The organism is Chlamydiales bacterium (genome assembly GCA_041395025.1).
Classification (GTDB): Bacteria; Chlamydiota; Chlamydiia; order Chlamydiales; family JAAKFR01; genus JAJACP01.
Genome location: JAWLBH010000001.1, coordinates 846207 through 873128 on the forward strand (window position 1 = coordinate 846207; position 26922 = coordinate 873128).

General features: G+C 36.1%; 25 protein-coding genes and 3 tRNA genes. 13 read left to right on the plus strand and 15 right to left on the minus strand.

Annotated elements, in window-relative coordinates; all coding sequences use genetic code 11:
• The first annotated feature begins 21 nt into the window (after positions 1-21).
• Positions 22-990 (plus strand): hypothetical protein, encoded by a 969-nt coding sequence (locus tag R3E91_03820; GenBank protein ID MEZ5315323.1) that lies wholly within the window; start codon positions 22-24, stop codon positions 988-990.
• A gap of 57 nt (positions 991-1047) precedes the next feature.
• Here R3E91_03820 and R3E91_03825 read toward each other — a convergent pair whose 3' ends face one another.
• The 9 genes from R3E91_03825 to R3E91_03865 all read right to left on the minus strand — a co-directional run bounded on the left by R3E91_03825 (position 1048) and on the right by R3E91_03865 (position 6188).
• Positions 1048-2118: a hypothetical protein gene (locus R3E91_03825; GenBank protein MEZ5315324.1), complete on the minus strand. Its 1071-nt coding sequence runs from the start codon at positions 2116-2118 to the stop codon at positions 1048-1050.
• The gene (locus R3E91_03830) at positions 2099-2620 is read right to left on the minus strand and encodes a UvrB/UvrC motif-containing protein (protein MEZ5315325.1); all 522 of its coding nucleotides are present in this window, start codon (positions 2618-2620) and stop codon (positions 2099-2101) included. The genes R3E91_03825 and R3E91_03830 overlap by 20 nt, the downstream gene beginning before the upstream one ends.
• A 242-nt stretch (positions 2621-2862) precedes the next feature.
• Positions 2863-2936, minus strand: a tRNA-Lys gene (locus R3E91_03835).
• A gap of 35 nt (positions 2937-2971) precedes the next feature.
• A tRNA-Glu gene (locus tag R3E91_03840) sits at positions 2972-3046 on the minus strand.
• Between the two features lie 56 nt (positions 3047-3102).
• Entirely contained in the window at positions 3103-3654 is a 552-nt protein-coding gene (gene frr, locus R3E91_03845) for a ribosome recycling factor (GenBank protein ID MEZ5315326.1), read from the minus strand.
• A gap of 4 nt (positions 3655-3658) precedes the next feature.
• Complete coding sequence (pyrH, locus tag R3E91_03850; GenBank protein MEZ5315327.1) at positions 3659-4372, minus strand: UMP kinase; 714 nt, start codon at positions 4370-4372, stop codon at positions 3659-3661.
• A complete protein-coding gene (gene tsf, locus R3E91_03855; protein MEZ5315328.1) occupies positions 4365-5222 on the minus strand; it encodes a translation elongation factor Ts in 858 nt (285 codons plus the stop codon). The genes pyrH and tsf overlap by 8 nt, the downstream gene beginning before the upstream one ends.
• On the minus strand, positions 5222-5983 hold the full coding sequence (gene rpsB, locus R3E91_03860) for a 30S ribosomal protein S2 (GenBank protein ID MEZ5315329.1): 762 nt from the start codon (positions 5981-5983) through the stop codon (positions 5222-5224). The genes tsf and rpsB overlap by 1 nt, the downstream gene beginning before the upstream one ends.
• A 134-nt stretch (positions 5984-6117) precedes the next feature.
• Positions 6118-6188: transfer RNA gene (locus R3E91_03865), tRNA-Gly, on the minus strand.
• 259 nt (positions 6189-6447) lie between these two features.
• Between R3E91_03865 and R3E91_03870 the strand changes: the two genes are divergently transcribed.
• Both R3E91_03870 and R3E91_03875 read left to right on the plus strand, forming a co-directional pair.
• Positions 6448-9687, plus strand: a complete 3240-nt coding sequence (locus tag R3E91_03870; protein ID MEZ5315330.1) for a penicillin-binding transpeptidase domain-containing protein — start codon at positions 6448-6450, stop codon at positions 9685-9687.
• A gap of 68 nt (positions 9688-9755) precedes the next feature.
• Positions 9756-10781: a tetratricopeptide repeat protein gene (locus R3E91_03875; protein MEZ5315331.1), complete on the plus strand. Its 1026-nt coding sequence runs from the start codon at positions 9756-9758 to the stop codon at positions 10779-10781.
• A 59-nt stretch (positions 10782-10840) separates the two neighbouring features.
• Here R3E91_03875 and R3E91_03880 read toward each other — a convergent pair whose 3' ends face one another.
• Positions 10841-11872, minus strand: coding sequence for a polysaccharide biosynthesis/export family protein (locus R3E91_03880; protein MEZ5315332.1), 1032 nt, complete (start codon positions 11870-11872; stop codon positions 10841-10843).
• A gap of 264 nt (positions 11873-12136) precedes the next feature.
• Here R3E91_03880 and sufB point away from each other — a divergent pair, with 264 nt between their 5' ends.
• From sufB to R3E91_03905, 5 genes are all read left to right on the plus strand, one after another.
• Positions 12137-13579 carry a Fe-S cluster assembly protein SufB gene (gene sufB / locus R3E91_03885; GenBank protein MEZ5315333.1) on the plus strand — a complete coding sequence of 481 codons (1443 nt, stop codon included), beginning with the start codon at positions 12137-12139 and terminating at the stop codon, positions 13577-13579.
• Between the two features lies 1 nt (position 13580).
• Entirely contained in the window at positions 13581-14303 is a 723-nt protein-coding gene (sufC, locus tag R3E91_03890; GenBank protein MEZ5315334.1) for a Fe-S cluster assembly ATPase SufC, read from the plus strand.
• Positions 14296-15429: a Fe-S cluster assembly protein SufD gene (gene sufD, locus R3E91_03895; protein MEZ5315335.1), complete on the plus strand. Its 1134-nt coding sequence runs from the start codon at positions 14296-14298 to the stop codon at positions 15427-15429. The genes sufC and sufD overlap by 8 nt, the downstream gene beginning before the upstream one ends.
• A gap of 7 nt (positions 15430-15436) precedes the next feature.
• Positions 15437-16645 (plus strand): SufS family cysteine desulfurase, encoded by a 1209-nt coding sequence (locus R3E91_03900; GenBank protein MEZ5315336.1) that lies wholly within the window; start codon positions 15437-15439, stop codon positions 16643-16645.
• A 64-nt stretch (positions 16646-16709) separates the two neighbouring features.
• On the plus strand, positions 16710-17066 hold the full coding sequence (locus R3E91_03905; GenBank protein MEZ5315337.1) for a hypothetical protein: 357 nt from the start codon (positions 16710-16712) through the stop codon (positions 17064-17066).
• On the opposite strand, the gene R3E91_03910 is transcribed toward R3E91_03905, so the two are convergent.
• From R3E91_03910 to R3E91_03920, 3 genes are all read right to left on the minus strand, one after another.
• Positions 17063-17788 (minus strand): polysaccharide deacetylase family protein, encoded by a 726-nt coding sequence (locus R3E91_03910; protein ID MEZ5315338.1) that lies wholly within the window; start codon positions 17786-17788, stop codon positions 17063-17065. The genes R3E91_03905 and R3E91_03910 overlap by 4 nt on opposite strands.
• Positions 17779-18525 (minus strand): glycosyltransferase family 2 protein, encoded by a 747-nt coding sequence (locus tag R3E91_03915; protein ID MEZ5315339.1) that lies wholly within the window; start codon positions 18523-18525, stop codon positions 17779-17781. The genes R3E91_03910 and R3E91_03915 overlap by 10 nt, the downstream gene beginning before the upstream one ends.
• Before the next feature lie 380 nt (positions 18526-18905).
• On the minus strand, positions 18906-19547 hold the full coding sequence (locus R3E91_03920; protein MEZ5315340.1) for a hypothetical protein: 642 nt from the start codon (positions 19545-19547) through the stop codon (positions 18906-18908).
• Between the two features lie 326 nt (positions 19548-19873).
• On the opposite strand from R3E91_03920, the gene R3E91_03925 reads away from it, so the two are divergent.
• Positions 19874-20680, plus strand: coding sequence for a ParB/RepB/Spo0J family partition protein (locus tag R3E91_03925; GenBank protein MEZ5315341.1), 807 nt, complete (start codon positions 19874-19876; stop codon positions 20678-20680).
• A 66-nt stretch (positions 20681-20746) separates the two neighbouring features.
• Here R3E91_03925 and R3E91_03930 read toward each other — a convergent pair whose 3' ends face one another.
• Together R3E91_03930 and R3E91_03935 are read right to left on the minus strand one after the other, a co-directional pair.
• A complete protein-coding gene (locus tag R3E91_03930) occupies positions 20747-21565 on the minus strand; it encodes an ATP-binding cassette domain-containing protein (GenBank protein ID MEZ5315342.1) in 819 nt (272 codons plus the stop codon).
• Positions 21543-22550 (minus strand): ABC transporter ATP-binding protein, encoded by a 1008-nt coding sequence (locus tag R3E91_03935; protein ID MEZ5315343.1) that lies wholly within the window; start codon positions 22548-22550, stop codon positions 21543-21545. Before R3E91_03935 ends, R3E91_03930 begins: the two co-directional genes overlap by 23 nt.
• A 61-nt stretch (positions 22551-22611) precedes the next feature.
• Between R3E91_03935 and R3E91_03940 the strand changes: the two genes are divergently transcribed.
• From R3E91_03940 to ribH, 4 genes are all read left to right on the plus strand, one after another.
• Positions 22612-23286 (plus strand): TIGR00153 family protein, encoded by a 675-nt coding sequence (locus R3E91_03940; protein MEZ5315344.1) that lies wholly within the window; start codon positions 22612-22614, stop codon positions 23284-23286.
• 5 nt (positions 23287-23291) lie between these two features.
• Entirely contained in the window at positions 23292-24692 is a 1401-nt protein-coding gene (locus R3E91_03945; protein MEZ5315345.1) for an anion permease, read from the plus strand.
• A gap of 304 nt (positions 24693-24996) precedes the next feature.
• Positions 24997-26247, plus strand: coding sequence for a bifunctional 3,4-dihydroxy-2-butanone-4-phosphate synthase/GTP cyclohydrolase II (locus R3E91_03950; protein ID MEZ5315346.1), 1251 nt, complete (start codon positions 24997-24999; stop codon positions 26245-26247).
• A 5-nt stretch (positions 26248-26252) separates the two neighbouring features.
• Positions 26253-26684 (plus strand): 6,7-dimethyl-8-ribityllumazine synthase, encoded by a 432-nt coding sequence (gene ribH, locus R3E91_03955; protein ID MEZ5315347.1) that lies wholly within the window; start codon positions 26253-26255, stop codon positions 26682-26684.
• The last annotated feature ends 238 nt before the right edge of the window (positions 26685-26922 follow it).

Genomic DNA, 26922 nt, shown 5'->3' on the forward strand with positions numbered 1-26922 from the left:
AGAATTTCTGAGAATATCCCTATGTTTCGGAAAGTCACGATTCTGATGATGTTATGCGTATTTCAAACAGGATGTTACTATCGTGTTCCTAAATGTATCCAACCTTCTATTCAGTTTCCACCTCATCCTAAGGAAATTCAAAAAGAAAAACGCATTTCTCTTTCTCTACCTGAGAATTTTTCTCTTCTTCCTTTTTCTCCTTTAAGCCCTGAAGAAAAAGAAACAGATTGGGGAAAAGAATATAGAATTGCTCTTCTATTTGCTGAAGATTTTGATCTTTATCGCGCAATTACTGGATTTAAACGAGCCTTGTATTTGATTCCTAATGATTTGAAAGGACGTTCCCAGGAGATTCAATATATGATTGCTCTGGCTTATTACTTAGGTAGAAAATATACAGAGGTAATTTATATTGTTGACTCAACAGATCTTGGATCGATAGACTCACTTTTTCCTGCCTATTCTGACCTACTTTTGATTCTTTATGATAGTTATTATCAATTGGGGAAAACCGATCATGCTTCCCACGTCCTAAATTTAATTGAGATACAAGATTCTGAAATAGCTCACCGTCTCACCATTTTAGAAGCAATTAAAAAAGTTGATTTGAATTATTTATCCCTTAATCCAGCTTATAGGGGAGTATTTTGTGGATATCATAAAGCAATGAAATCGATACAAAAAGCAGAGATATTTAATGCGATTATGCCTGGAGCAGGTTACTGGTATATTGGAATGAGACAAACAGCAGTAACAGCTTTTCTTGTGAATGCTCTTTTTATTGGTGCAGCTGCTCATTTTTTGCATGAAGGTAATATTGCAGCAGGAGTCATTACACTGAGTTTTGAAGGTGGATGGTATTTTGGTGGAATTAGTGGAGCTGGTTTAGCAGCTAAACGGTATAACGAGCAATTGTATTGCTCTTATGTAGGAAAAATTATTCAACGTGAAGAACTTTTCCCTTTCATGATGCTAAAATATTCTTTTTAATCTTTGAGATTTTTATAGTCTATTATTGAATCAGTAGAACAGATCACATCTGAAGAATTATAAAGAAATTTTAAGTTTTTTTGCAATTTCATGCAAGTATTTAGCCCGTTGTTTAGGTAATTCAGGAATTTGGATGGCTTTATTAGAAATATTGAGAAGATGGGCTCGTCTACAATTAAAGAAAATTTGATTAAAATTGAACTCTTTAGGCGCTAATACCCATCCAATTTCAATGCCTAGCTTCACTAAGCTTAATGCATTTAATGCTTCAATGACTTCAAGTTGATAGGAATGTGTTAAAAGACCCAGCGCTCGAGTAACTTTATTTTTGATTTGTTCGTTATTATTTTCGATGAGTTTTTTCCGCATATGGATTTCTGCAACGATAGCTCGTGTTGCCCACATACGCATCGTTGTCAAAATATATTCTTCTGTTAATCCAATCGTACAAGTATTGCGTGCAACTAAAATATCACCAATCATTTCAGTTGCTTTCCCATGAAGGCCAACTGCCTCTACCTCTTCTTCTTTTTCTTTTTCCAGTAGTTCCGGTAATTCACCAGTATGGATGATCGCAGGAATATGCAAAAATAGAGAGATCGTTAAACTGGTTCCTGAATAAAGAGGATCAGCTGTTAAAAACCCAAAACGACTATTAAATGCAAAATCAAGATTTTTATTTAAATGGCTTTCTATTTCTACAAGTTGATTCCAAGATTTTTCAATTTCCTGTTGAGTATCAACTTGATGAATTCGAAGATGGTCTTGTAGATTTAACATTGCCAAAAATTTAGCAGATTGATCTATAATAAATCCTTCTCCTGCATGGGCTTGATGAAAGGGATTTTGAATGAGAAAATGTTCAACTAAAAATTCTTTTTCTAATGGGCCTATATCTTCAGAATGATAAAGAAGAGGTTGATTAAGTATAGGGACTCCATTAAATCCTTCCCAAATTAATCTAATCAATTGTTCTTGGCGTGCTTTATCAAGCTTAGAAGAAAATTTAAATTTGTTTAAGTTACGGGCAAGACTTAGGGTTGAAGCAAGCCATACATTGTGGGAATCATTTTCCCACAATTTGTTGAGTTGATAAATTTGATCGATTTCACTCCGATGTTTTTTCATCTTCTACCTTCTGCTTTAATGCACGGATTTGATCTCTTAGTAAAGCAGCTTGTTCGTAATCTTCTTTTATTAACATTTCATCAATTGCTTCGTTTAAAGTAATTAAACGTAAGGTTGGACTAATGCCAGTCATTTCTCCTTGGACTCTTCCAATATGCAGAGGCTGACCTTTCTTACTTGGATTAAGGTGGCGAGAGACACGTTTTTCCTTAAATAAATCATCAACAAGAATTTCAGCAAAGACATTATAACAATCTGAACATCCAAGAAGATGGCCCATACGAATCGCTTCTAAGGATGTTCCACAATTTCCACATACAAGGTCTGCCATTTTTTCTTTTTTATCTTGAGTATTGTGAGATGTATTTCCATGTAATCGTTTTTCAAGATGGGGACAATTCAAACACATCCCTGTACGTGTGACTTTTTCTTGAATGATTTCAATATAATGGACAGAAATTGGCTTTTTACACTCGGTGCAATCTAATGGTCGTTCAGGCATCTATTAAAATTTAAGTAAAATCTATATCTTAATGATCCTCGAAAATATTTGCAAATTGACTCATATAAGAAATGCTATTTGTACGTTTTGATCGAAATTCCAATAGAGCTAGATATCATTAAAATCAGCAAAAGTTGAATAATTGACTCTTTATTTTTAAATAGTTAGATAAAATGATAGAGGGAACAAGAAAAAACAGAAATCAAGAATAATGTTCTAGATAAAAAATAACGAAAAAAAACTGGGTCTTGATGGACTCGAACCATCGACCCCCTCATTAAAAGTGAGGTGCTCTAACCAACTGAGCTAAAGACCCTAAAGATTAAAGGATAGTCTTCAAAAAATTGAATTTGACCCCAAGGGGATTCGAACCCCTGTTGTCGGGATGAAAACCCGGTGTCCTAGGCCTGGCTAGACGATGGGGCCGTAACAACTAAAAATGCAAAACCATTTTAATCATAGGATAGGTATATGGCAATAACTTAAATTGTAATGATTTCTTTTTCTTTTGTTTCAGTGATTTTGTCAGCTTCTTTACAACATTGATCGGTGAGTTCTTGAATATTTTTTTCCAACTTTTTCATCCGATCTTCAGGAAGATCTCCATCTGTTTTTTGTTTTTTTATCAACTCGTTACCTTCGCGACGAACGTTGCGAATGGATATTTTTGCAGCCTCACGCTTTCGTCGTGCCTGTTTGACCATCTCTTCTCTAGCTGCTTGGTTCATTTCAGGTAGCTGCATTCTTATGATATTTCCATCAACAATTGGCTGTAGATTAAGATTAGCTAGCTCAATGCCTTTTGCAATAGGATGCAGGTTATTTATATCAAAAGGAGAGATGAGAATTTGACGTGGCTCAGGTACTGAGATAGTTGCAAGATCTTTGATTCGCATCTTCGTACCATAAACTGTAGCATAAACATTGTCTAAAATAGCTGGATTTGCTCGACCTGTTCTGAGAGAGTTGAGCTCATATTTAAGATGATCAACTGCCCCTTCCATTTTTTTTCGAATATCTGACATGACATCCATAGATTCACCCACTTATCAATGTTCCCAAAGATTTGTCTAAAAGCGCATCTGTGAGAGACACTTTGTTAAAATTAAAAACTCGAATCGGAATTTTTGCTTGCATACACATCGTAATTGCAGAAAAATCCATGATTGCTAATTCTTTTTTCAAAATTTCTTGAAAAGAAATTTGATGATAGATTTTTGCATTCATATGCTGAGAGGGGTTTTTATCAAATACTCCATCAACATGCATTGTAGCTTTAAATAGAATATCAGCATGAATTTCACAAGCTCTTAGCGCAGCATTTGTATCTGTTGTGAAGTAAGGATGACCAATCCCTCCAACAAAAAGAACAACCTCTCCCATAGATAAGTATTCAATCACTCGATCTACTTGATAAGATTCAGCTATTCTTGGACATTCTAATCCTGTAATTAGATGGACTTTAGTACCAATCTTAATTAGAGCATCTTTTAATGCAATTCCATTAATCAAAGTAGAAAGCATCCCAATTTCATCGGAATGGATCCGCTCGATCTGCAGTTCTTGACTCTTCTGAAGACCGCGAAATAAATTCCCGGCTCCTATCACAACTCCAACTTGACAATTATATTTTTGAAGTTTAGAAATTTGATGAGCAATTTGGGATAAGGCATTATGACACAAACCATGGTCCTGAGATCCCATGAATGCTTCACCTGAAAGTTTAATGATAATTCTCTGGTATCTATCCATTGTATTCTCCAACTTTCCAACGAAGAAAATGAGAAATAGTGATTTCACTCTCTATTTTTTTGCTTTCTGTTGCTAGAAGTTGTTGGATTGTCAGATTGCCATTTTTGATAAATTTTTGATTAAGTAAGCAGACTTGATCGAAAAATGCATTTAATTTACCTTCAAGGATTTTATTTACAATACTTTCGGGCTTTCCTTTAATTTGTGCTCTTGCAATCTCTTTTTCCTGTTCAATAAGGTGATCGGGAATCTTTTGGGGTGAGATATAATCAGGTGCTTCCGCAGCAATATGCATGGCAATTTCTTTCCCGAATTGACCCAAATGACTTGATCCAGCAATTTCCACAATTGTGACAATCTGTCCTCCTTGGTGGGAATAAAAAGCAAGTGTCGAATCGATTTTTTTACTGAATCTTTTTAAACGACTGATGCGTATGTTTTCACCTAAACCTTCTACAATTGTTGATCGATATTGATCAAGAGTAAGAGTTGGATCTTTCGTATAAGATTGATTAAGAAAATCTTCAATATTTGTTGCTGAAGAATCACAAGCTTCTTTAGCTAAATTATGTGCAAATTCCTGAAAGCGTTCGTTTTTCACAACAAAATCTGTTTCGGCATTAACTTCAATAACCACCATTGTTGAATGCGTTTCAGCGACACAAATCATCCCTTCATTAGTTTGGCGTCCTTCTTTTTTTACAGCTGAAGCTATTCCAGCTTTGCGAAGGTTAGCAATAGCTAACTCAATATCACCATGAGCAGCTTGTAAAGCTTCTTTACATTTTCCCATTCCAATTCCGGTACGATGTCTAAGAGTTTTTATCATTTCTGCGTTGATCTCAACCATTATAGCACCTCTTCTAATATATTATCTTGAGAAGAGCTAATCGCTTTTTCCTTTTTTTCTCCTTCTACTGAGAGATTAAGTGTATTTTTAGAGTCAATGATTGCTTGAGTTAATGCTTGAATAATCACTTTGATGCTTTTTAAAGCATCATCATTGCAGGGGATTGGATAGTCAATAAGATCTGGATCGCAATTTGTATCAATCAGGGCAAGTACAGGAATATCAAGTTTTTTTGCTTCAGCCACTGCAATGTGTTCATGACTTGGGTCAACAACAATTAAAAGACCGGGTAATTTACGCATTGCTCGCATTCCTGAAAGATGACTTTCAAGCTTTTCTTGCTTTTTTGTTAAGAGAGAGATTTCTTTTTTGGTCATCCCATCTCCAGTTGTTGCAAGCTGATGTTCAATTTTTTCTAAAATTTTAATTGAATTTCGAATAGTACTCATATTGGTTAACATTCCACCAAGCCAACGTTCGCAGACATAAAATTCATCACATGCCTCGGCAGACTCACGAATAACTGATTTAGCCTGTTTTTTTGTACCAACAAACAAAATGGATTTGTGTTCTAAAACCAAATTCGATACCACTTCAATCCCTTTTCTTAATTGTTGTAATGTTTTGGCTAAATCAATAATATATAATTTATTACGTACATCAAAGATAAAACGTTTCATCTTTGGATTCCATCGTCTTTTTTGGTGCCCAAAATGGGCTCCTGCTTCTAATAAATCTTTCACACTTACATCTTTTTTCATATCAAGCCTTGTCCCTTTGACCTTTTTGACACGGCATCCTGTTTTTTGACAGAATTTCGGTCTTGATTAATCATTATTTTAGATATACAAACTAAAAAACCCACTCGGATTTCTTAGATATTATTTAGAAATAAAGCGCCTGATCAGAATCGAACTGACACCAGTAGCTTGGAAGGCTACTGCTCTACCATTGAGCTACAGGCGCCCTAATAAACCAAAAATTGTAATTTATGATCTTTTTTTGTGCAAGTTGAGTTGAAAGAGATGTAATCAAAACTCGAGTCTGATTAGACCTATTTTTTTCTAGCTTGATGTTATAGCTACTTTAAATAGTAGATAGCAGGAGGAAAATAACCAAAATCCCTGTTGAGATAAGATCAGAAAAGGATGTAAAACTATAAAAGAAGAGGAATTATTTGTGGAAGTATTTTTTTTAATTAAAATCAACGTTTGATTCTCATCTTATGAAGATTGCATCTTTGAATAAAAAGCATAAAATTCCTGAAAAAGCCAACCGAATTTTAAATGGTGTATTGGTTATTATTCTCTTGATTCTGATTCGTATATGGCATCTTTCTGTCCTGCAGCATCAAGAAAAATTGGAAGAATCGCGTAAACCACAAGAAAAAGTCGTGATAGAAAGAGCGAATAGAGCCACAATTTGCGATCGTTTTCATATTCCAATGGCAGTGAATAAAGTCCAGTATAATGCTGCTATTGCTTATGGAGGGATTTCTGATTTACCTAGGATAGTATTCAAAAAAAATTTCGAAGGAAAACGTGTCAAAAATTTTTATCGAAGAGATTACATTAAAGCTCTTTCTGAAAAACTAAGTGAAGAGCTTCATCTTGATCCAGAGAGAATCGAGGACTTGATACACTCGAAAGCAGCCATTTTAGGTAATGTACCTTGTATTTTAAAAGAAGATATTTCTGAAGAAGAGTATTTTCGTCTCAAAATGTTAGAAAAAGATTGGCCTGGATTATATGCTGAAATTGCTCCTAAGAGATACTATCCTATGGGTCCAGTTGGAGGGGATGTAGTCGGTTATATTGGTCCTATTAGTGCGATCGAGTACAAAGAGATTACTCAAGAACTCCATGAATTACGCGAGTCTATTATGATGTGGAAAGAGGGAGATCACTCTCCTTTTCCTCAAGAATATCAGACTGTTGAAGAAGTGCAACAACGTCTCAAACAACTTGAGAAAAAGGCTTATACTATTAATGATTTTGTGGGGAAAATGGGAGTCGAGGCTGTTTTTGATGAACAATTGAGAGGTTTTAGAGGTAGACATAGGTATCTCGTAGATACGAGAGGAAATTTTTTAAGAGAACTTATGGGATCAGAATCTTCAATTCCTGGTCAACCAGTTATTCTATCTATCTCTTCTGAATTGCAAGCTTATGCAGAACAGCTTCTTGTTGAATATGATCAGGAACTCCCTAGTACGCGTCCTGCTTCTATTAAGAGACAAGCTCTTATTCCTGAGCATCAACCGTGGATTAAAGGAGGAGCAATTGTTGTTATGGATCCCCATTCTGGAGAGATTTATGCCCTTGCTTCTTCTCCTCGTTTTGATCCAAATGATTTTATTCGCACAGGGGATATCATTAAATCTGCTGAAAAAAATAGAAAAATTCATCAATGGTTAGAGACAGAAGCTCATATTGCATCTCTTTGGGATTTAAAGTCTTCTCTTATAAGAGATCGATTTAATCAAATTTCTCAGACTTTTTATCAAGAAGAGATCAAATTAGATTGGAATACTTATCTTGGAATGATTTTACCAGCGCATTCACCAGTGAGGCAAAGGCTTGATTTGAAAGGGACAATTAATGATGCAATTTGGGTGCAGAAGAAGGTTTGTGAATTGATTTCGTTATTTGAGACAGAAAATTTTTCAATTACTCCTGCAAAAATTTTTGACGTTGTTTATGATGGAGAGAATCATATTTCTACTTATACAAATATCTCTCTTCAGGAACGGGCATTTTTTGCAGATAAAATGGTTCTATTCAAACCTCAAATTGATGAAATATGTAGTTCCCTTGACTCGTATTTTCATGGAATTCCATTAAACTATGAGAAGTTACTTCTTGTAGATCTCTATCGAATAAATGTAGATCCAAGTGATTTTTCTGCTTCTCTTAAGGAGGCGATTGGAAAAATGTCTCTTGTAGATTATCGAAAATCTAGTGCTCAGATCTCTTCAGTTGAAGAGGCTATGTACCAAATTATTGAAGAACTATATTACCATTATGATTTCAAAAATTGGCGTGAGAAAGAATTTAAGAGTTTTTTAAAAAAAAAACGTCTAGAAGAAAAAAAAATGGGCCGTAAATACTCACGCCCTTACATCGAATATCTTGACAAGGTAAGAAAAGAACAATTTGCTATTTTTTGGGAAAAGTATCGTTGGGATTTCTTATCTATTTTTTTGAATCAAGAAACTCATGTCAATAACCTCTCCTTAAAACCTTATGTATTGGATTTAATGCATTGGGCCCACGAAATTGCTCAAGGTGCATATAGCGGGCTTACATGGATTTTTGATTATCATCGTTTCAAGGAACAGGTCGATTCTTTTGCATCGCACGATCTTTTTCTCTCTTTTTGTCAAAGTTTACGTTCATTTAATAAGCTCAATCGCCCTCTTTTCGGCTCGTATTTAGGATTACGTGGATCTTTAGAGAAACATCTTGCCTCAGCGTTTTATCCAACATATGGGTTTGGGTATGCGCGTTCTTATGCTTTTCGTCAGGCGACAACAGTTGGTTCGATTTTTAAATTAGTGACTGCTTATGAATCAATGAGACAGAGATATTTTATTCATCCAGAAGATCTTAATCCCTTGACGATTATCGATAACAAACATCGTGCACCAGGGAAAATAGGAGAATGGAATGTGGGTTACAATCTCGATGGATCAACTATTCCGGTTTATTACCGAGGAGGGCGATTACCAAGATCTGAACATCATGGTATTGGAGAGGTTGATTTAGTTCATGCAATTGAAACCTCAAGTAATCCTTACTTTGCGATGTTAGCAGGAGATGTTTTAGAAGATCCAGAAGACCTTTGTTCTGCTTCTCAACTTTTTGGATATGGTAGTCGGACTGGGATTGGACTTCCTGGAGAATATGCTGGCAAAATTCCTAAAGATGTTGCTTATAACCGAACTGGTCTTTATGCGATGTCAATTGGGCAACACAGCCTTGTTGGAACTCCCTTACAAACTGCTGTGATGATGGCGGGAATAGCAAATGGAGGAGAGATTCTTAAGCCTCAAATTACGCATTGTAAAAAAGATGTCAAATGGAGAATTTTTCTTCCTAAAACAATACAAAAGCCTTTACTCCAAGGATTACGTCAGGTTGTATTGGGAGAAAAAGGGACAGCTCGGCTTTTAAAACATCAATTTCCTGCTGAGCTTGTGAATCGAATCATTGGAAAAACAAGTACATCAGAAGTCATGGAGAGATATGGCCTTGACTCCATTTCAAGAACGTTGAAGTCAAAAGATATTTGGTTTGGGGCGATTGCATATGAGAGTCCAGACTATCTAAAACCTGAACTGGTAGTGATTATTTATCTGCGACAAGGAGAGTTTGGGAAAGACGCAGCCCCTTTAGCTGGAAAAATCATTCAAAAATGGATGAGTATCAAAGCCTCACATCAATCTGATAAAGATATTTCCTAACGTCAAGAATAATTGGCACTGAATTTGCATTCCACAATAGATGATTAAAACTGTTGTAGGTGCTATGTATGGGAAAATCACTGCCAGCGCGAGAACCAAGTCCTGCGAAGAAAATCTTTTGTTCAGGGGTAGGAAAATTCTTGGATGGAAAATATGAAGAAGCAGAGATGGATTTTCAAAAAGTTATTCATCTTGATCCTTCTTTACCTCTTGCATACTGTTATTTAGGGATTATCTCTTTAGAAATGGGAAATGTGAGTTTAGGGATGCAATGGTGTGAACAAGGGTTAAAAATTGCTCCAGAAAATAGTTATCTTCATTATTGTCTTGGAGCTGCTTTTGAAAGACAGGGCAATCTTGAAGAAGCAATGAAGCAGTATACTATTTATCTTAAAGACCATCCACATGATGCTGAGTGTTTATTTAGCTTGGGTTGTGTGTATGATCAGGCTGGTTCTTTTCAAAAAGCTATCCGTTACTACAAAGAAGCTTTTAAATATGATTCTGTCCATTTTAAAGCATCTTATAATTTAGCACTTCTGCTTGGCGAAAAGGGTCAGTTATCTCAAGCAGTCGATTATTTGAAAAAAACAGTTGAGATTCATCCTTCATATTGGAAAGGATGGATTAAATTAGGTCTTTTTTACTCTTTTCAAAAAAAATGGAAAGAAGCCACTTCAGCTTATGAACGTGCAGTTGAATTACGTGGGGATGTTTCTGATAGCTTTTATAACTTAGGGCTTTGCTACTTAACAGCGGGTAGACCAAAAAAAGCAGTAAAAGTTTTTAAAAAAGCTCTTACCCTGAATCCTAAAGATACCGAGTCTGTTTTTTATCTTGCTATTGCTTATGTGGACATGAAAGAAGATATGCAAGCTATAAAAGTGTTGCATCAAGCTTTGATGATCGATCTAGATCATGAGAAAACCCATTATTTGCTTGGTCGGCTTTATTATATTCATGGTGAAAAAGAAAAGGGGGATAAAGAACTTGAGTTTCTTAAAGGGATAAATTCTAATTTTACATTAGCTCTTGAAGATGCTCTATCTATTGCCAAAAAGGGGCAACAATTCTATGTTCAAAAAAAAGTATAAAGATTTAAAAAACAAGGATGTATTTAAATTTTTGCAGAAAACTCATAGAAACTTTCTCATTAATAGAAAAGTCCTTTAGTCCTGATGCCAAGATCAATTAAGAAAGAACTAGGTAGGAGTTGTTCAATGAAACGATTCCATTTTGTAATCGGCCTTTCTGAAATATAAACAGTATCACCCGGAACAAGCAAGAGGCTATCATTGGGTAGGAAAGTGATGTGATTCCAAGAAAGACGATAAATTTTTGGAATCATCGCATTGCCTCGGATCACAAGAATACATCTTTTGTCACCTGTAAAGGGAATTCCCCCAGCAGCAGCAATGGCTTCCCGTAAAGAAATATAACCTGAAGGAACAGGAACTAATGTATTCATCCCAACTTCTCCCATGACCATTACTTTGGAAGCCATTGGATCGGCTATGAAAATCTTATCTTTAGGACGCATAACAATATTTTGACACATATCTCCTTCGTGAACTAGTTTATAGAAATCCACAGGTAAAATTTCACCCGAACGAACTACATAACTTTTAAATAAATTAGTATCGCTAGCTATTCCAGCTAAAGATAGCACTTCGTAGAGACGTGTTTTCCCATTGATGAGGACTTCAGAATTTTTAACAGCACCGATGAGTTCCACTTTGCTATGCAAGCGCTGAGCATAGTCAATAAATACACTTACATTTTCAATTTCCTGAGAATAGAGTCGTTGGATCTCTTCACGAGTCTCTGTTAGCGTCATTCCTTTTACATAAACTGGTTTAAGATGAGGTAGATAAATCATCCCCTTCATCACACGGTAACCCACAGTTTGTCCAATTTGATTGATAGTACAAATCAAATCGTTTTGCATCGGATCAAAGAGGACAATATTTAGGAGATCATCTTCATCAATTACATCCTCATATTCTTCTAAATATTCTCTATTCAAATTTTTAGGAGATTTCCCTTCTAATTCAAGAATAGATTTTTTACCCTGAGAAATTTGATAAGATTCAAGTACAAATTCTTGAGCACCTTCAATTTGATAATTGTAGTGAGAAGAAGAGCAGGCAGAAAGAAAACATGAGAGAAATACAATCCAACGCATGGGAATCTTGTATCATCAAATGAGCTTTTTTGTCTTATATTGATCTTATCATGAAAATTCATATGGTGATCGATAAGCTTTTTTTAATTTCATTTCCATAATTTAATTAAAATCATTTTAAATTATAAAGTTTAATAACAAATTAAATATTATAATTTTTTAATCTTGAGAATCTTAAAAAATGAATCTTTAACTAAAAAATAGTTCAGAAATAGCAATTTTAATCTAGGCAATTTCCGGGACTCTATAGTATGATTTCATCTTATGCAAGCAACAACAGAAGAGATTTTAAAACAACGTTCTGAGTACAAATATGGATTTGTGACTCCTGTAGAAAGTGAGTCAATTCCTAAAGGTCTTAATGAAGAAACTATTCGGTTAATTTCAGAAAAAAAAGAGGAAATGCCGTTTATGCTTGAATTTCGCCTCAAAGCATATCGTAAATGGCAAACCTTAGAAAAACCGAAATGGGCAAATATCAACTATCCATCGATTGATTATCAGGACATTACTTATTACTCTGCTCCTAAAACAAAAGCAAAGCTAGGAAGTTTAGATGAGGTTGATCCTGAGATACTCAAAACATTCAAGCGGCTAGGAATTCCCTTAGATGAACAAAAACGTTTAGCGAATGTTGCAGTTGATATGGTATTTGATTCAGTCTCTATTGGGACGACTTTTAAGAAAAAACTTGAGGAAGCAGGTGTCGTTCTTTGTTCAATTTCGGAAGCGGTGCAAAACTATCCAAAACTTGTAGAAAAATACCTCGGGAGTGTAGTTCCCATTGGAGATAATTATTTTTCTACACTAAATTCAGCTGTCTTTACCGATGGGTCTTTTGTGTATATTCCTAAAGGTGTGCGTTGTCCAATGGAGCTTTCGACCTATTTTCGTATTAATGATCAAGAATCGGGACAGTTTGAAAGAACATTAATCATTGCTGAAGAAGGATCTTATGTGAGTTATTTGGAAGGATGTACAGCTCCTGCCTATTCAAAAAATCAGCTTCATGCAGCTGTTGTGGAGTTGATTGCACATAAAGGCGCTGAAATTAAATATTCCACTATTCAAAACTGGTATGCAGGTGATTCCCAGACAGGAAAAGGAGGAATCTACAATTTTGTGACTAAAAGAGGAAGATGTGATGACTATGCAAAAATTTCTTGGACGCAAGTTGAAGTTGGTGCAGCGATTACCTGGAAATATCCTAGTTGCATTCTGCAAGGAGATGGATCTGTTGGAGAGTTTTATTCTATTGCACTTACTAATGGTCGAATGGAGGCTGACACAGGGACCAAAATGCTCCATTTAGGGAAAAATACTCGTTCAACAATTATTGCAAAAGGAATCTCTGCTGATCAATCGCATAATAGTTATCGTGGCTTAGTAAAAATTGCCCCTCGGGCTACAGGGGCAAGGAATTATACTCAGTGTGACTCAATGTTAGTCGGAAATCAATGCTCTGCTAATACCTTCCCTTATATTGAAGTTGGGAATAATACAGGGCAAGTTGAACATGAAGCATCGACCTCAAAGATGAATGAAGAACAGCTGTTTTACCTCCAATCTCGTGGAATTTCAAGAGAACAAGCGATTCATCTTGTTGTGAATGGCTTTGGAAAGCAGGTACTTCAAGAACTTCCACTTGAATTTGCTGAGGAAGCTAAACAATTATTAGCCTTAAAACTAGAAAATTCTGTTGGTTAAAATGTTAGAAATACATGATTTATATGCATCTGTTTGTGAAAAACCTATCTTAAAAGGGTTAAATTTACACATAAAAGTAGGGGAAATTCACGCGATCATGGGGCCTAATGGAGCGGGTAAATCAACATTAGCTAGGATTATCACAGGACATCCTGCTTATACAGTGACAAAAGGAGAAGTGCTTTTTGAAGGACAAAGTATTCTTGAAATGGAACCAGAAGAAAGAGCAAAATTAGGGCTTTTTATGAGTTTCCAATACCCGCCTGAGATTACTGGCCTCACAAACTCTCAGTTTCTTTATCAAGCTTTAAATGCTAGACGCACTACTCCTCTTTCTCAAGAGGAATTTACCACACTTCTTGAAGAAAAAATGGAAATTATCAAAATGCGTAGGGAATTTAAGGATCGATCTGTGAATGAAGGATTTTCAGGCGGGGAGAAAAAATCAAATGAAATTTTGCAGATGGCTCTTTTAGAGCCTAAGCTTGCGATTCTTGACGAAACTGATTCAGGTCTTGATATTGATGCGATGAGGATTGTAGCTCAAGGAATGAAGCAGATCATGAATAAAGAACGTGCAATGGTTTTAATCACTCATTATCAGCGTCTTCTTGAATATATTCAACCGCATTTTGTTCATGTATTTGTAGATGGAAAAATTGTTAGATCAGGAGATAGTCAATTAGCCTTAGAGCTCGAAGCACAAGGTTATCTTGATGCTTGACAGTCTTAAGCAACAGATCATTAATCAAGAGTATTGGAAGCGTTTTATCGAGATTGGATTACCAACGAAAAAGACTGAGTCTTTTCGTTATGTAAAGCTGAAAGCTCTTTATGAGCGTGTTTTTGAAACAGCTCAACCAATCAATCCCTTAATTACTCCAAAACAAGATGAAATGGTTTTTGTTAATGGCAGATATGATCCTTTTGCCTCACTGCCTTCTAAGGAGCTCATTGTCCAACCTCTTTCAGAGGCTAAAAAAAGCTATGGTGCTTTTCTTACTCCTCGCCTAAAAAGTCAATTAAAGGCAGAGCATGATCCTTTTGCCGCACTTAATGGAGCGCTTTGTGAAGAGCCTATCTTTATTTATCTTCCTCCAAAATCTGTCAGTTCTTTGAAAATTATTCACCATATCATTCCACAGAATGCGTCAGTTGCTATGCATCCTAGATGTCATCTTTATGCTGGTAGGGGAGCTCAATCTAAAATTGTTATCGCTCATCAAGCCTATGGTTGGGTGAATAGCTATATGGATATTGCTCTTGATGAAGGTGCCTCAATTGTTTTGAATACTTTTTTAGAAGAGAACGAAAAGAGTTGGCATTTCGATGCAGTCCGAGCTACTCTAAAAAGAAATAGCCATTTTAAAAATTGTCTTGTTGCGAAAGGAGGAGAGACATTGAGGCGAGATTATGTTATTCGCCTTATGGAGGAAGGAAGTGAAGCGGGACTTTATGGTTTGAGTTGTTTAGACGGTAGAAGTCATCATCACATCCATGTCCTTATGGAACATCAGTCACCCCGTTGTCGATCTTTACAGCATTTCAAAAACGTTCTAAGAGGTGTTTCTCAAACTAGTTTTGAGGGGAAAATTTATATTGATCAGAATGCACAGCAAAGCGAGGCTTTTCAGGTGAACAACAATTTGATTCTTAGTGAACATGCATCGGCTCAATCTAAACCAAACCTTGAAATTTTTGCTGATGATGTCAAAGCATCGCATGGCTCAACTATTGGACAGATTGATGAGGAACATTTATTTTATCTAAAGACACGTGGGATTTCTCATTCACAAGCGAAAGAGCTGCTTGTGGAGGGATTTTGTCAGGAGATTCTAGATTTATTATAAGTATCTTATGGAGGATACTCACATCGATACCTATCGTAAAGATTTTCCAATGATTCATGAGGATCTGATCTATTTCGATACAGCAGCAACAGCACAGAAACCGCAAGTTGTTATTGATTCTCTATCTAATTTTTATGCTCATCATTATGGAACTGTGAATCGCAGTGTTTACAAACTTGCACGTCATGCCACTGAGCTCTACCAAGAGGCGCGTAAAAAGATACAACACTTTATTCATGCAAGATACTTTGAAGAAATTATCTTTACACGTGGAGCTACTGCTTCTTTAAACCTCCTCGCTCAATCCTATGGCTCAGTTTTTTTGCATCCAGGAGATGCAATTATTATTTCCGAAATTGAACATCATTCTAATATTGTCCCTTGGCAGATGATATGCGAACAACGTGGATCAGTTTTGCGCATTATTCCTGTCAATGATGCAGGTGAGTTGATTTTTGAAGAATTTCTCAATCAAATTGATGAAAAAGTGAAGATCATCAGTATTGCCCATCTTTCGAATGTGATTGGAACACTTCATCCTGTAAAAGCCATTATTGATAAGGCTCATGAGATGGGTGCCCATGTCTGTCTTGATGGAGCTCAAGCTATTGCGCATTTACCTATTGATGTTCAAGCATTGGAAGTAGATTTTTATGTATTTTCAGGTCATAAGCTTTATGGTCCAACAGGTATTGGAGTGCTCTACGGCAGGCGTGAATTACTTGAAAAAATGCCACCGATTGAAGGGGGAGGTGATATGATTGAGCATGTCACTCTACGTGAAACGACCTATAACGATTTACCTTTAAAATTTGAAGCTGGCACTCCAATGATTGCTGAGGTGATTGCCTTAGGTACAGCCATTGATTATCTTTCTAAAATTGGAATGTCTGCAATTGCTTCATGGGAACGAAAATTATTTGATTATGCTACCGAGAAATTGAATCAGATCAGGGGATTAACCATTGTAGGCAATGCAGTAAAAAAAGAGGCTATTATTAGTTTTTTGATTCAAGGAGTCCATCCATTAGATTTGGCCACTTTTCTTGATTGCCGTGGGATTGCTATTCGGACAGGGCACCATTGTAGTCAGCCGACATTAGAACGATTTCGACTAGATAGTCTAGCGCGGATCTCTTTTGGTCTTTACAATACTATTTCAGAGATTGATCAGTTCATTGCCGTGCTCCAATCGGTTCTACATTTTTTGGTTTGAAAAAAGCTAGACAAGTTTATCTTTGTCTGATAAAACAAAGTTTTTTATTCAATAATTCGAGTTTATGTTTAAAAGCACATTTGGATTTCATAGTCATGTGACAGTTGTGAAGACATTTTGGAGTGATGAAACAATAAAAGATGAGAAAGCAGCCCTTTTTGTCAACGGGTTCAATCTGGGGGGGTATTTCCCTATTATTGGATTATATACTGGAGGAGTTCGCCTGTACAGTACCCTATCTAATCAAGGACGATGGTTTAGAGCTCCTTGGCAATTTAGATCACTACAGATTATTCGTGGAACGATTGAATGTTTAGGTTGTGGAATCATTTTTTTAGTTATTGACGTCTTAGCTACGATTTTTCGGGAGATCTTTTCAGAAGATAGGCAACCTGCAAAGATTGCCGAGTTAAAAATTTAACAAAAGTAGTTTTTTAGAAAATACCGGACTAGTCGTCGGGGTTTAAGTAAAGTGTTTAGATCCATGATCCTGTCAGCTGGGATGCGTTTAATCGGTTGTTTCCCTTTACCCCATCCCCAGTTTAATGAAGAACCAATACGAAAAGCATAAGGATAGTGTTTCGAAACATATTTATGGAGAGTAGGATTTGTTCTACCGAACGGATAAATAAATGAATTAACTGGTTGGGAAAGACGAGTTTCAATGATTTGTTTAGATAGCACTATCTCTTGATTCAGATCAATAAAATTGAAGGTGAGATTCCCATGCATAAACGAATGAGAGGCTGCTTCAACAAGGCCTGATTGCACCATTTCATTTAGTTCTGCCCAAGTGCAAAAAGGAGCTTTCTTATCAAAAAACCCATCTTGCATCGCTAATGGGTAAGGGACACTGAGTCGTTCTTCAGGAGATAACACAGTTGAATTCAGGATATATCGGACAGGAATTCCAATTAAAGATCTAATATTCAATTCCTTGAGTATGGGAAAAATAAAATAGTAAAAATCAAAAAAAGCATCGTCAAATGTTAGACAAATTGAAAGTTTGCCTTTCTGCAGAGGATCTCCTGGTAATACAATCGGGTAATGCTCTTTAAGAAACACTAAGTGAGCACGGAGAGTTTCTTTAGCATTAGTATGTTTTCCTTGACCCACTCGATGGTACATAAAAGCTAGGAGCATTTATGTTTATTCTCCTGATAGAGTTTTAGATACTTATAAAATGCTGTATGTCCATTATAGACAGAGATCAAAAATCCTTCAAAACCTCCTAAAAACCCCCTTTTTAAGAAAAAACTCTTTAGAAATGCACCCAGCCCATGTTTAAGAGCAGTATAAGGAGAAGAATATTTTTTATGACGATATTCTTTTGCAAAGAGAGTTGAGTATCTTTCCATTTTAATGAGAAAATCAGAAATTGAATCATATGAATAGTGTTGAATAGGATGTTTAAAGATAGACTTAGAAAATCCAGTTGAAATCACCTTTTCATGAATCATAGATTGGGAAAAAGCCGTTTCCGTTTTATTATAAAGGCGAATGTGTGATTCAGGGTACCATCCACACCATTTAATCCACTTACCATTGCAGTAGTTATAAAAAGGGAAAGCATAAACAGTTCTTGGTTGCAAAGGTGTTTGAAAGATCTCATCGACCAGTTCCTTCGATAGAATTTCATCAGCGTCGATCGATAAGATCCATGGATGGCTGGCTCGTTGAGCCGCATCATTATGCGTGATACCAAATCCACGGAATTTTTCTTGATAGATCACAACATTTGGATAACGCTTAGCAATTGCAAGTGTTTGATCAGTGGAACCTGTATCATAAAGAATAATTTCCTGAAACCTCTCAAGAGGATAGAGGACTTGATTGAGATAACGTTCTCCATTCTTAATGATAATTGTGACACTAATCATCTGCGAAATTTTTAGTTAATTACAGGGATTAATTCGATCAATTAATCACAGAATCTACGATTTGCAAATTAAAGCAATAAACACTACGGTAAAACTGTTAGAGTGCCTCTAATCATCACCACTTTTTCAGATCCAGGTAGATGGTTTATAGGTTCATCACAATCATCATAATCAGACTCTATCGTTTCGTGTCTGCTACCTATCTCTAAGCTAAATAGATTTATTGGTCTACTCAAGGTTCTAACTCCTAATCTTGTTATCTCGCAGAATCGGCTTCTAATTTTTTACTTCTTATTTCTCTTCGTCAATAGATAAACATCATTGATTTAAGGAAAAAATCAAAGTAAATTGTAATCATCTCAATGAATAGCAATTTGTCTTTAATTTTTCAAGCATAGTAAATGCCAATCCTCTAAAGAGAGATGACCTTCTTGAAAAATAGAAGAAATTAAGCCATAGACTGGATGAGATTTCAATTCTCGCCATGCTTTTGAAGATTTATCAATTTGCATTTCTAGACTGACTATTCTAAGAAGATTTATCGCATAGAGCGTTGAATAATCCTCTTCGTTTTTAATTGCTGCACTAAGCGCTTGTGCTTCCATATAGGCTTCTGAGTATTTTTTTTCAGCAATTAAAAGAGATGTTTTTCCGTAAGCATGGTAAAATTGGGGCAGATTTCCTGCGATAGGTGTCTCAAGAATAGTTTTGATATAAAAAGCTCCCTTAGGGGCATTTTGGGCTAGATAACTCATTGCAAGCATCGTATTATACTTGGGATACACTTCAGGGTGGTCTTTCAAGAGTGTTTCAATTTTCTCAATCGATTCAGGAGAAGGAAGTTCTCCTTTTTGAAAACTTTCAAAAATTTTATTAGCAATCATAAAATCATGTTGAGATTGCATCGTATCTCTATTTAAGACCCGTTCTCTCCAAAAAAAAAGAGAGATAGCAATGAGAAAAAGAAACAAAAGTTTAAACGAGTGTTTATTAAGAAAAGTAAGAAATTTGTAGGATTTCATATTTTAACACAAAAAAGCCATTCTATATAAAGAATCAAAAAGATGCAATGAGACTTACCTTTTCAGAGACTATTGATATACAATTTCAATTTATGACCATGATCCCTAGTTTTTAAAAGAGAGATGACATCTTCTCATTCAGCTAATTAGATAGGATGAGTCAGATGACAATTGCGTTTAAGAATTAGGATATTTAGTGCATTTTTCTCGAAATTTTGGAGAGTTTATGTTATTTCTTCATTAAACTGACTTTAAGCGGGATTGTTCTAGTTGCAATTTAAAAAAAGCCATCTATTCAATTTAATATTTGAAAAGGATAAGACATTGTGGAAGAAGCAATAGAAATCATTGATTGGGATGCGATTCGAGTCAGTCCTTTCCAACCACGACGCCGTTTTTCGGATCAGGAGATTGATCAGCTTGCTGTCTCTATTCGAGCTGTGGGTTTAATTCATCCTCCGGTTGTTAGAAAGATTGTGAGTGGGAATAAAATCCTTTATTATGAACTCATTGCTGGAGAGCGACGTTGGCGTGCGGCTAAGCGTGCAGGTCTGCAAAAACTTTCGGTAATTGTCCGTGAGGCAGATGATGAATATGCTGCTAAGTCGACGTTAATTGAAAATGTTCAACGTGTCAATCTTGACCCGATTGAAATGGCAGAAGCTTTTCAGAAATTGATGACTGTTTTTCGTATGACTCAAGAAGAAGTTGCTGAAAAAGTAGGGAAAAAACGTTCTACAATTGCGAATTATTTACGTTTATTAGCTCTGCCCGAATCCATTCGAAAAGCTCTTTCTCAAGGAAAAATTTCTATGGGGCATGCTAAAGCAATCCTCTCTCTTGATCATCCAGACCCACAAAATCAGCTCACAAAATTAATTCAAGAAAAACAGATGACTGTAAGGGATGCAGAAGAAGAGAGTGCTCGATTCACCTGTAAAAATCATGAGAGATCTTGCTCAAAAGGACAAAAAATAGAAAATATGGAAAGAAAGCTCAAAGTTTGTTTTGAAAGAAAAGTTGAAATTATTCCCTCAAAAAGAGGTGGGAAAATGATTTTTCATTATTGTAGTTTCGATGATCTTGATCATCTTTATGCATTGTTGAATCTTACAGATTCGGAATGTATATAATAGACTCAATATTTTAGAGGAATCAATAGAGATCAACCCTCAAATCTAAAATGTATTTTCCGGTAATCAAAGGGAAAGGTTTTTTTTATTACGTGGATGTCTTTTTGGAATCGATGCAATTAACAGCTGAGTATGTGTGTGTTTAGGATTTTGAAAAATCCTTTCAGTGATGCCTTCTTCAACAATTTTTCCTCGATGCATGACAAGAATATAATCACAAAAATGCCGTACAATTGAAAGATCATGAGAGATAAAAAGATAACTCAATTTATAGCTCTCTTTGAGACTTTGAAGGAGGTTAAGAATTTGAGCTTGAATAGAAAGATCAAGAGCAGAAACAGCTTCATCGCAGATGACTAATTTAGGTTGAAGACCAATAGCTCGTCCGATTGAGAGACGTTGTTGTTGACCTCCTGAAAACTGATGAGGATAATGGTTAAGAGTAGAGATTGGAATCCCAACATTTTTGAGGATTTTTTTGACTTCTTCAATTTCTTCATCGTGAGAAGAGACTTTTTTGTGGAAAAGAAGAGGTTCTCCAAGATTTTGAAGTACTGTTTTACGAGGATTTAGTGAAGCAAGTGGATCTTGGAATACCATTTGTACTTTAGAGCGTAGTCTTCGAAGCTGCGATTGTGAAGCGAGTTGAAAATCTTGTCCTAGAAACTCAATCTCTCCTTCAGTAGGCTCTACCAAACGAATCGCTGTACGTCCAACGGTGCTTTTGCCAGATCCTGACTCACCGATCAAACCAATCACTTTGCCTTCTTTGATTGAAAATGATACCCCATCAACTGCTTTAATTGTCCCTGATTGACGTCGAAAAATTCCTCGCTTAATGGGAAAATATTTCTTTAAATTTTTAACTTTTAGAAGTTCTTTCATGAAGATATTTCAAATCCGATGGTTGATCATATAACCAACACGATGTTTTATGGTTTTTTTGAAGCAAAGAGAAAGATGAAAGAGGATGAGAACGGCATTTATCCATAGCCTTTGGGCAACGAGGATGGAAAGGACAGCCAATAGGTAGTTCTTCCAAAGGAGGCACAGAACCTTTAATGGTGGGTAGGTACCTCCGAGATCCTCTATGATCAGGAGAGGCGGCAAAGAGTGCTTGAGTATAGGGATGAGCTGGGTAATCAAAAATTGTTTCCACATCCCCTTCTTCAATCTGTTTGCCTCCATACATTACGATGACTTCATCAGCAATCTCAGCCACTACTCCCATGTCATGAGTAATAATTAAAATCGCCATCCCTTTTTTTTCTTGTATCTCTTTTAAAAGCAAAAGAATTTGAGCTTGAATGGTCATGTCGAGAGCAGTGGTTGGTTCATCAGCAATCAAAATGCTAGGAGAACAAATTAGGGCCATTGCAATCATCACTCGCTGAAGCATACCACCTGACAGTTGATGAGGATAAGATTTCATAAGATCTAAAGGATCTCTTAAGTGAACCTCTTTAAAAGTTTGTAATACAAGATTTTGGGCAGCTTCAGCTTCTAGTTTAAGATGAGTATCTACCACTTCAAGCATTTGATAACCAATTGTATAAATAGGGTTTAAAGCCATTGTAGGATTTTGAAAGATCATCGCAATTTCTCGTCCACGAATTTGAGACATTCTTGCTTCTGAAAGGCCAAGAAGATTAATTCCTCGAAATAAAACCTCTCCTTGTGGTGGAAGAGCTGGGGGAGTGGGCAAAATCCCTAGAAGAGATTGAGCTGTTAGAGATTTACCACAGCCAGATTCTCCCACTAGTGCAAGTGTGCGTCCTCGTTTTAAATCAAAAGAAAGGTGATCCACAACTGTATAACACTTACTATTCATTCTTAGACGAGTGGTTAGATTGCGCACTTGTAATATCATAGATCTATACATTATCGATTGAATATATTAAGATTATAGGGAAAACATTTGATAAAAAGCTATGCAGACCTTAGCACGAATTTTTGGTCGTTCTCCTTTTGCTCCTTTGCAGACTCATATGGAAAAGGTAGCAATTTGTGTAAAGAAATTGGTCTCTTTATTTGATGCACTTTCAAAAAAAGATTACCAACTTATTGCTCTAATTGCTAAAGAAGTTTCACAGCTTGAACATGAAGCTGATCTAACTAAAAATGAAATTCGTAATAATCTTCCCACAGGGCTTTTTCTCCCGATTGCGCGTACAAGTTTATTAGAAATTTTAGCTCTTCAGGATAATATTGCGGATCGAATAGAAGATGCAGCAGTGCTACTAACCTTTGGAAATCTTGAAATTCTCCCTTTTTTTGAATCAGAGCTCCAATCTTTTTTAGAAAAAAATCTTGAAACATTTGATGGAGTTTACAAAATTATACAAGAAATGGATCAGCTCCTTGAAAGCTCATTTGGAGGAAAGGAAGCTGAAAAAGTACGTAAGATTGTTGATGAGGTTGCATTTAAAGAACATGAATGTGATCTCGTCCAGCGTTCTTTATTGAAAAAGATGTTTCAGGATTGTGATCAGATATCCAATCCCACTTTTTTTTTATGGATGAAAGTGATTCAAGAGATCGCCTCTTTATCAGATGGTTCTGAAAAACTTGCTAATCGAGTTAGAATGACCCTTGAGGTTAAATAGGACGAATGTCGGTTCCAATCCTTCTTCTCTCTCTAGCTGTTTTAAGTGGATTTTATGTTGCTTGGAACATTGGAGCTAATGATGTAGCCAATGCTGTTGGCCCTGCAGTTGGTTCAGGAGCTCTTAAGCTTAGGCAAGCAGTAATTATTGCTGCAATTTTTGAATTTGCTGGAGCTTTTTTTCTCGGAGGAAGTGTCTCATCAACTGTAGAATCAGGAATCATTAATTCAGAAATTTTTTCCCATAACATGATGGATTATGTCTATGGCATGCTGGCTTCTCTTCTTGCAGCAGGATTATGGTTGCAGATTGCTTCTTATTTTGGCTGGCCTGTCTCTACCACCCATTCGATTGTTGGAGCTGTAGTAGGATTTGGCCTTGTCTTAGGGGGAATGGATTCTATTTATTGGGGACAAATCGGTTCTATTGCAGCAAGCTGGCTGATCTCTCCTTTTCTTGGTGGGGCATTTTCCTTTCTTATTTTTTCTTTAATACGTCGTAAGATTCTTTATCATCACAATCCAGTCTTAGCAGCGAAACGCTTAACTCCTTACCTTGTCTTCCTGATGTTTTTTATTTTATCGATTATTATTTTTTTTGGAGGTCTGGCTCACTTTAGAATTGAGTTAGATTTATTCGAAATAGCACCAATCGCAGGGGGGATTGGGATCATTTGTGCCATGATTTCGATTATCTTAGTTAAAAAGATTAAAGAACCTCATGAACCTGTGCCTCGACATAATATTGGAGTCGAGATGGGTTTGAAAAAAGTACAAAAACATCTTCTTCGCGTGGAAGCCATATCACTTGGATTAATGCAAGATAAAGTGAGAGATCTTCTTGAAGAAGTTCGACTTTTGAGTGACAAGATTGAATGCTCTGAAGTAGATAATGACTACATTCTAGTAGAAAAAATTTTTATCTATCTTCAAATCATTATTGCTTGTTTTATGGCTTTTGCCCATGGGTCGAATGATGTCGCTAATACAATTGGTCCTCTTTCAGCCATTTTTAATATTATACAAGGGCAGACAATTCACGGAACAACCATTCCCTTTTGGTTACTATTTCTTGGAGGTATTGGGATTGTATTTGGGCTTGCTACCTGGGGATGGAGGGTGATTGAAACCGTAGGTCGAAAAATTACTGCACTTACCCCCTCGCGTAGTTTTGCCGCAGGTTTTGGTGCAGCAGTTACAATTATGATTGCCTCAAAGCTCGGTCTTCCTATCTCAACAACACATGTTCTTGTTGGTGCTGTCCTAGGTGTGGGTTTTGCCCGTGGAATTGGTGCAATTAATCTCAGAACAATCCGTGATATTCTCATATCATGGATGATTACCGTGCCAGCTGGGGCAATTTTATCAATATTTTTCTTCTGGATTATTAGTCTGATTTTTTCTTAACTGTGTTGATAAAGAAACTCTCAGAAAAGAAAAAATTGAATGAAAAATTATGATGAGTTAGAGAGATTTTTAGCAAATTCAGACTGCTCATAATCGTAAAATTTTAATTTAAAATCTGAATTATCATAGTAAGAAAATTTTATTTTATTCTGTGAATTTTAGAATTAATATGAATTAATTTTGAAAGAAAAATTAAAAATTTGGTAAATTAGAAAATTGACTTAAAACTTCAATGGCAAGATTTAAAGGATAACATTTTTCCTTTGAAGAGTTGCAAGGTGTTGATGACTATTTTGGATCTGTGATGGAAAAAATTGAAGCAGCGATTCAGGCAATTGCAAGAGGTGAATTTGTCATTGTGACTGATGATGCTGATCGAGAAAATGAGGGAGATTTAATTCTTGCAGCTGAGAAAATGACAACGGACAAGATGACATTTCTTCTCAAGCATTCCAGTGGAGTTGTATGTGTTGCAACAACAGGTGAGCGGTTAGATCGTCTTCATCTTCCTCCAATGGTTAGCCATAATACTGAATCTCATCGAACAGCTTTTACCGTTTCTATTGATCTATGTCATCAAACAACAACAGGGATCTCAGCAGAGGATCGAGCAAAAACAATTCGTGCATTGGCAAATCCCTTGACTCAGCCTTATGAATTTCGTCGTCCAGGGCATATTTTTCCTTTAAGGTCTTGCGATGGAGGTGTTCTGAAACGCGCTGGACATACTGAAGCTGCTGTAGATCTTACACGTTTAGCTGGATTAGATCCTACTGGAGTATTATGTGAAGTTGTTAATAGTGACTATTCAATGGCACGCATGGCTGATTTAGAGCTCTTTGCTAAAAAACATTCTATCCCTTTAATTTCAATTGCAGATTTAATTTGTTATCGAAGAAGTCGAGAAAAACTTATTAAATGTGTTTCAAGAGCTCGTCTACCAACTTCTTTTGGCAATTTTATTGCTTATGCCTATGAATCAATCATTGATGGAGTACAACACTTAGCCCTTGTGAAAGGAGAGGTAGCAGGAGAAGAGAATATCCTTGTACGTGTCCATTCAGAATGTCTTACGGGAGATATTTTTGGATCAAATCGTTGTGATTGTGGTTCTCAACTCCAACAAGCTTTGCAGCGGATTGCAGATGCTAAGAAAGGAGTATTGGTCTATCTTCGTGGTCAAGAAGGACGAGGGATTGGACTAGGACATAAACTTCGTGCTTATAATCTTCAAGATGATGGATTTGATACTGTAGAGGCAAATCAAGAGCTTGGGTTACCAATAGATTCCCGTGAGTATGGAATTGGTGCGCAAATTTTAGCTGATTTAGGTCTATCAACGATTCATTTGCTGACAAATAATCCAGCAAAATATGGAGGGTTGAGTGGTTATGGATTATCGATTACAAAACGCATCCCATTACCCCCCCTTCCGACGAAAGAAAATTTGCGTTATTTGCGTACTAAGCAAGAAAAGATGGGCCACCAGTTTAATATTGAAGAGATTATTGATGCAGAACAACAGATGGGTAGTGAGCTCTATAATAAAAGGTAAAAAGTATGAATCGTTATGGACTAGCTGTTGCTCGTTTTAATTCTCAAATTACAGAAAGACTTTTAGTTGGAGCCCTTGATGGATTGAAAGAATGTGGTGTAGAAGAAAAAGCTATTGAAACGCTATGGGTGCCCGGAGCTTTTGAGTTACCTCTAATTGCAAAAAAAATGGCTCTCTCTCAACGTTGTAATGCAGTCATCTGTTTAGGAGCAGTGATTCGTGGTGAGACAAGTCATTTTGAATATGTTGCTCAAAGTGCTGCTGCCGGTATTCTTGAAATTTCTTTAACAACTAATATTCCAGTGATTTTTTCCGTATTGACAGTAGAAAATTGGAAACAGGCTTTGAATCGCTCTGGAAGCAAGGAAAACAATTACGGATATAATGGGGCTTTGTCTGCAGTTGAGATGGTGAATCTGATGAATACTTATAAATAATTTTTTTTCTGGTGCTGATGCATTCCAAAATTTTATAGGTTTCTAAAATTGGCTTTGAAACAGTCAAAGATAAGGTATCTTCCTTTTCACTCTAATCATTGAATTTGATTTATTTTATAAATAATTAATGTTGGGAATCACGGATTTCTTCAACTGAACTAAATAATTGGCATTTAGAAGATAGAGAAGGAATGATCAATAGACCAGAGGCTTTGGTCCTAGTGAGAAAGTGGTTCAA